This is a genomic window from Deltaproteobacteria bacterium (assembly GCA_009929795.1).
Classification (GTDB): Bacteria; Desulfobacterota; Desulfovibrionia; order Desulfovibrionales; family Desulfomicrobiaceae; genus RZZR01.
The window spans coordinates 1-4,650 of sequence record RZZR01000171.1 but is presented as its reverse complement, the minus strand read 5'-3'; the positions used below and the strand labels follow the sequence as shown (position 1 = coordinate 4,650).

Genomic DNA, 4,650 nt, shown 5'->3' with positions numbered 1-4,650 from the left:
CCGGCCGAGGCCTTGGCCAGGTTGGCGGCCCGTGGATTCGACCGGGCCGTGGTCCTTCCCCTCATGGTCATTCCGGGCGAGGAGTTCCACGCCCTGGCCCAGGTCTGCGGCCGGTTCCAAGGCATGGCCAAGGGTTTGAGCCGGATCGTGCTGGCCGACCCTCTGCTGGCCTCTTCGGCCGACGCCGAACGTCTGGCGGCCATTCTGGCGGCCACCCCTCGGGACGATGACGAGGCCCTGGTGCTCATGGGCCACGGTAGCCCGCACGGGGCCGACCTCTGCTACCCGGCCCTGCAATACTTCTTCAGCAAAACGAATTCTTCGATTCTGGTGGGCACGGTGGAGGGCACCCCGAGCCTGGACGATGTTTTGGCCGAACTTCGGGCCCGCAAGACCGCCAAGGCCGTTCTCCGGCCGCTGATGACCGTGGCCGGGGACCATGCCCGCAACGACATGGCCGGGCCCGAGGAGGATTCCTGGGTTTCGGTCCTTTCCCAAGCCGGTATCGCCTGTCGCCCCCTGCTTCAGGGGCTGGGCAGCGACCCCAAGGTGGTGGCCCTTTGGGTCGAACATCTCAAACGGGCCATGAAATCCCTGGAGTTCTGAGCCCGTGTCGGGCCGCATAGCCGTGATCCTTTTCCTGGTCGGGGTCCTGTCCGTTCTGGGCGGGGCCCTGATCGGCCCGGTGCCCTTGGCCCCGGGCGAGGTTTTGTCCGCCCTGGGTCTGGGGTCCCAAGCGGACGAGGCCCTGCGGCTCATCGTCGTGGACATCCGGTTGAGTCGCTCGGTCCTGGCTTGGCTGGTGGGCGCCGGATTGGGGGCTTCAGGGGCCGTACTCCAGGGCCTTTTGCGCAACCCCCTGGCCGACCCCTTCACTCTTGGCGTGTCAAGCGGGGCGGCTTTTGGCGTGGCCCTGACCGTATACCTGGGCCTGGGCACGACCCTGTTCGGCGCCCTGGGTGTGCTCACCCCGGCGGCCGTGATCGGGGCCCTGGGCACCTTGGGTCTGGTCCTGGTCCTGGCCCGCATGGCCGGAGGTCTGCGGCGGGAGACCATGATCCTGGCCGGCATTGTCACGGCCACTTTCCTGGCCGCTCTCATTTCCCTCATCAAGGCCCTGGACGAGGAGTCCGTGACGGCCATTGTCTTCTGGATCATGGGCAGCCTTCAGGGTCGGGGCTGGGCCCATGTCTTCCTCTACCTGCCTTGGTGGGTGGTCGGCATGATCCTGGTCTGGAGGCTGGGTCTGGAGTTGGACCTTTTGAACCTCGGCTCGGGCCAGGCCCAGCAGATGGGCGTGGACGCCGAGCGGTCCCGGCTCTGGCTCCTTCTGGGGGCTGGGATCCTGGCCGGAGCCGGGGTGGCCGTGTCTGGGGTCATCGGCTTCGTGGGTCTGGTGGTGCCTCATTTCGTGCGCCTGTTCCAGGGCAGGGAGCATCGGCCCTTGATCCTATCCTCGGCCCTGGCCGGGGGCGTACTCCTACTCTGGTCCGACGTGGCCGCCCGGACCCTGCTCCCCCGGGGAGGAGAGTTGCCCGTGGGAGTGGTCACGGCCCTGGTGGGCGGGCCGGCCTTCTGGGCCATCCTCTGCCGCCGGATGGGCCGCGAATGACACGGATAGAGCCAGCTATCGAGGTGCGCGACCTGGTCTGCTCCCATGGCCGGAGAGAGATTCTGCACGGGGTCGACCTGCGCGTCGAACAGGGGGAAATGGTCGGCCTCTTGGGCCCCAACGGGAGCGGCAAGACGACCCTGCTCCTGACCCTGTCCGGGGCCCTGACGCCGTGCTCGGGAGCGGTTCGGATTATGGGTCGGGACCTGGCCGAACTTCCGGGCCGGGACCGGGCCCGGCTGGTGTCCGCCGTGCCCCAGAGCCCGGCCGCCGTGCCCGGGCTCAAGGTCCTTTCCCTGGTTCTCATGGGCCGTTACCCCTATGTTTCGGTCTGGCGGGGATATGGGCACGAGGATCGGCAACGGGCCGGTCAAGCTCTTCATGAGGCCGGGCTGTCCGGGTTCGCCGACCGGGACGCCGGGAGCCTTTCCGGCGGAGAGCGGCAGCGGGCCTATGTGGCCCGGGCCCTGGCCCAGGACACGGACCTCCTGCTCCTGGACGAGGCCTCGGCCGGGCTGGATGTCCGTTCCCGGGTGGCCGTCCACGATTTTTTGGTCGAACACAACCGCCGGGGTCTGACCATGGTCGCGGCCATGCACGATCTCAATCTGGCCGCCCTGTACTGTCCGCGCCTCGTGGTTGTGAAGGCCGGGCGCATCGTGCTTGACGGCCCGACCGCCGAAGTTTTCACCCAAGCCAATCTGGAAGAGGTCTATGAAACGTCTCTCACCATTGTCGCCCATCCACACACCGGGACCCCGCAGGTCCTGGTCCGTCCTGGGGGTGATCCTGCTCCTGGCCCTCGGGGCCGCCTCGGCCCGGGCCGAGATCGTCGTTCGTGACGATACCGGCCGGGAGGTCCGCCTGGCCGATCCGGCCTCACGCATCGTGCCCCTGCACGGAGGCCTGGCCGAGATACTCCTGGCCCTTGGGGCGGGAGACCGGATCGTGGCCCGCACGGACGCCGACCAGGACGTGCCCGGGCTGGCCGATCTGCCCTCCATCGGCACGCACATGCGGCCCGGGGTGGAGCGGGTCGTGCATTTGCGACCGGATCTGGTCGTGCAGATGGACGGCCGGGACGAGGCGAGGGAGTCGGTGCAGGCCCTGGAGTCCCTGGGCTTGACCGTGGCCGTGTTCCGGGCGGCCGACATGGACGGCCTCATGCGTACCCTGGACCGACTGGGAACCCTGACCGGCACCCAGGCCCGGGCTTGCGACCTGGCCGACAGCTGGCAGGCCCGCCTGAAGGCCGTGGAGATCCGAGTCGCGGACCGCCCGCCCGTGCCTCTGGTCTTCGAGGTCCGCTATCCCAACCTTCTGGTGGCCGGAGATCAGGGCATGACCGCGGACATCATCCGTCGGGCCGGGGGCCGAAATCTGGTCACCGAACCGGCCAAGCTCGTCCGTCTGGGCGAGGAAACCCTCGTTGCCTTGGCCCCCGAGGCCTATGTCACCCTGACCGGGCCCATGAATCCCTGTCCCATCCGCCTGCCCGACCGTCCCCATTTCCGGACCCTTCCGGCCGTGCGTCACAATCGGGTGCTGAACGTGGACCAACTGGCCTGTGTTCGGCCCGGACCCCGAAACATCGAGGCCGTGGAGGAACTGGCCGCGTTTCTTCATCCATCGATATCAACCGGGGAGGCACGGCCATGAAGGACCGGGGCGTGCTGTACGGCGTGGGCGTGGGTCCGGGCGACCCGGAGCTTCTGACCCTGCGGGCGGCCCGGGTGCTGGGCCGGGTTGAGGAGGTTTTCGCAGCCAGTTCGAGTAAAAACGACTACTCCCTGGCCCTGTCTATTGCCGAGAAGCATGTGCGGCCTGGGGCCGCAATCCGCAATCTGGCCTTTCCCATGACCCGCGACCCCGAGGGTTTGGCCAGAGCCTGGGAGGCCAACGCCAAGGCCGTGCTTGACGCGCTCCACACCGGCCGGGACGCGGCCTTTCTGACCCTGGGCGATCCCATGCTGTTCAGTACCTTCGTCTACCTCTTGCGGGCCGTGCGGGCCCTGGAGCCGGAGGTGCGGGTGGAGGTCGTGCCCGGGGTGACCTCCTTTCAACAGGCCGCGGCGGTCTCGGGCACGCCCCTGGCCGAGTCCGGTGAAAGTCTCCTCGTTCTTTCCGGAGTCAACGAGACCCGAGATCTGGCCCGGCGGATGCAGGGCGCGGACAACGCGGTAATCCTCAAGGCCTATCGGAATTTCCCGGCCATCCGGGACTGGCTGGCCTCCGAGGACCTGGACCGGGAAGCCGTGTTCGCCTCCCGCCTGGGCCTGGAGGGCGAGACCGTGGTCCGAGGGCTGGCCGATCTTCCGGACGACCCGCACTATCTGTCCCTTCTATTGATCAAGAAGGGCCGGGCATGACCAAGGCCCTCTTGGTGGCCGGGACAGGCAGCGGCACGGGTAAGACCACCGTGGTCCTGGGCCTTTTGGCCGCGGCCCGGCAGGCCGGAATGCGCGTCCAATCCTTCAAGTCCGGCCCGGATTTCATCGATCCGGGGCTGCATGAACTCGTCACCGGGGAGGCGGCCCACACGCTGGATCCATGGATGATGGGGCCCGAGGCCGTAGCCGGAGTGTTGTCCCGAACGTCAGAAGGAACAGACCTCATGGTCGTGGAAGGGGCCATGGGTTTGTTTGACGGTGGGCCGGGCTCGGCCGCCTATCTGGCCCGGCTCCTCGGCCTGCCCGTTTTTCTGGTCGTGGATGGCCGGGGCATGGGGGCCTCGGCGGCGGCCGTGGTCCTCGGCTTTGCCCGCTACGACGAGGACCTGAACTTGTCCGGTGTTTTCCTGAACAGATTGGGCGGGTCCAAGCATGAACGTCTCGTTGCCGAGGCCGTTGGCGGCCTCGACCTGTGCCCAAATTTCCGAATCTTCAGTCTGCCCCGGCGCGACGACCTGACCATCCCGTCCCGGCATCTTGGCCTCATGACCCGGGATGAATATCGGCCCGGCCCCGGTTGGGTGGAGGGGTTGGCCCACTGGTTTTCCTCGGCCGTGGATATCCAAACCCTTGTGGACGGTCTGCCCG

The 4,650-nt window shown here is 67.8% G+C and carries 6 protein-coding genes and 1 other annotated feature; all 6 genes read left to right on the top strand.

What is annotated here, in order from left to right; genetic code table 11:
- Window positions 1–606 (top strand): sirohydrochlorin cobaltochelatase (locus tag EOM25_12415; GenBank protein NCC25976.1); only part of this gene is annotated, 606 nt, incomplete at its 5' end.
- A 4-nt stretch (window positions 607–610) separates the two neighbouring features.
- Window positions 611–1,612 (top strand): iron ABC transporter permease, encoded by a 1,002-nt coding sequence (locus tag EOM25_12410; protein NCC25975.1) that lies wholly within the window; start codon window positions 611–613, stop codon window positions 1,610–1,612.
- Window positions 697–779 (top strand) — a sequence feature (possible 23S ribosomal RNA but 16S or 23S rRNA prediction is too short). Its footprint overlaps the gene before it by 83 nt.
- The gene (locus tag EOM25_12405; protein ID NCC25974.1) at window positions 1,609–2,454 is read left to right on the top strand and encodes an ABC transporter ATP-binding protein; all 846 of its coding nucleotides are present in this window, start codon (window positions 1,609–1,611) and stop codon (window positions 2,452–2,454) included. The genes EOM25_12410 and EOM25_12405 overlap by 4 nt, the downstream gene beginning before the upstream one ends.
- On the top strand, window positions 2,399–3,271 hold the full coding sequence (locus EOM25_12400) for an ABC transporter substrate-binding protein (protein NCC25973.1): 873 nt from the start codon (window positions 2,399–2,401) through the stop codon (window positions 3,269–3,271). Before EOM25_12405 ends, EOM25_12400 begins: the two co-directional genes overlap by 56 nt.
- Window positions 3,268–3,981, top strand: coding sequence for a precorrin-2 C(20)-methyltransferase (gene cobI / locus EOM25_12395; GenBank protein NCC25972.1), 714 nt, complete (start codon window positions 3,268–3,270; stop codon window positions 3,979–3,981). The genes EOM25_12400 and cobI overlap by 4 nt, the downstream gene beginning before the upstream one ends.
- A partial coding sequence (locus EOM25_12390) for a cobyrinate a,c-diamide synthase (protein NCC25971.1) occupies window positions 3,978–4,650 on the top strand: 673 nt, incomplete at its 3' end. The genes cobI and EOM25_12390, both read left to right, overlap by 4 nt.

Bases quoted from the DNA above. Each gene is read 5' to 3' on its own strand.
- EOM25_12405 (NCC25974.1), top strand. From the start codon at position 1,609: ATGACACGGATAGAGCCAGCTATCGAGGTGCGCGACCTGGTCTGCTCC.
- cobI (NCC25972.1), top strand. From the start codon at position 3,268: ATGAAGGACCGGGGCGTGCTGTACGGCGTGGGCGTGGGTCCGGGCGAC.